Source organism: Caballeronia sp. M23-90 (genome assembly GCF_053574605.1).
The window spans coordinates 1-1086 of the sequence record NZ_JBSIPA010000870.1; the positions used below are offsets into that span (position 1 = coordinate 1).

Consider the following 1086-nt stretch of genomic DNA (forward strand, 5'->3'; position numbering starts at 1 on the left):
TCGGAGGCATCGGCGGATTTGCTGGTCGCGCATTTGCAGCGCCGCCCGGCGCGCAATCCGATCACGCAATGGCGTGCGGCGTTTCCCGAGCACCTGGAGATGCTCGTCGAGCGCGGAGAAAGCGCTTTTCATCTCTACACATTCAACGTGATGCGGCAACTGGGATCGAACTTCGAGTTCCTTTCGCGTTATCTCGTGTGGATGCGGGAACGTGGTTTCGCGATTCCGGACGCCATGCCGACCGCGGCGCAACGGATCGCGACCGAATCGATGGTCATGCAGTTCCGGCTCGTCCGCGCAATTACGCGCGGACGCCGCGACCCGTGCCACGAGTGTTTCGATGTGCTCGAAGAGTCCTACGATCAGGTCATTGGACCGCTTGCCGCACTGATTCGCTAACAGGCTTTCACAAGCCGGTGCCGCGGCCTGATACGCCAACAGGTCGCGCCGCGTTCCGGCTGGACACACTATAAGAAGAAGGCCGTCCCGATATGGCCTTCGATAGTCATACGGGGAAATAACCATGCGCGTCATAACGCCTGGCGTAATCACGCCTTGCTCGTCCACGCCCGCCGAGCCCACGCCGGCCGTCCTCACGCCTGCCTCCTATCTCCCACAACGCTTGTCCGAAGGCTGGCAGTGCATCAGCACGCCGGCAGGTGCATATGCAACGCCGGCCGAACTGCCCTCCACCGACAACACCGTACACTGGATCGACGCACCTGTGCCCGGCACGGTTGCGTCGGCATGGAGAGCAGCCGGCAAACTCGGTATGGAGTCGCCTCCGGCCTTCGCTTTCGATGACCACTGGTATCGATTGGTCTTGTCGGGACAGGGCGCGCGCCGCGTGCGCCTGAACGGACTTGCAACAATTTGCGAAGTCTGGCTCGACGATACAAAACTGCTCGATACGGATTCGATGTTCGAAGCGCACGACATCGATATCAATCTCGATGGTCACGCAACGCTGTACCTGTGCTTTCGCTCGCTCACCGCCGCACTCGGCGCAAAGCGGGGGCGTGCGCGCTGTCCCGACAAGACCAATCGATACCAGTGGTCATCGAAAGCGAAGGCCGGAGGCGACTA

General features: G+C 61.2%; 2 protein-coding genes. Both read left to right on the top strand.

Features of this window, described 5'->3' with window-relative positions; genetic code table 11:
• A partial coding sequence (locus tag ACRXB1_RS36615) for a DUF1839 family protein (RefSeq protein WP_449494850.1) occupies window positions 1–399 on the top strand: 399 nt, incomplete at its 5' end.
• Window positions 400–523: 124 nt separating this feature from the next.
• Window positions 524–1086: glycosyl hydrolase 2 galactose-binding domain-containing protein (locus ACRXB1_RS36620; RefSeq protein WP_449494851.1), on the top strand; the 563-nt coding region annotated here is incomplete at its 3' end.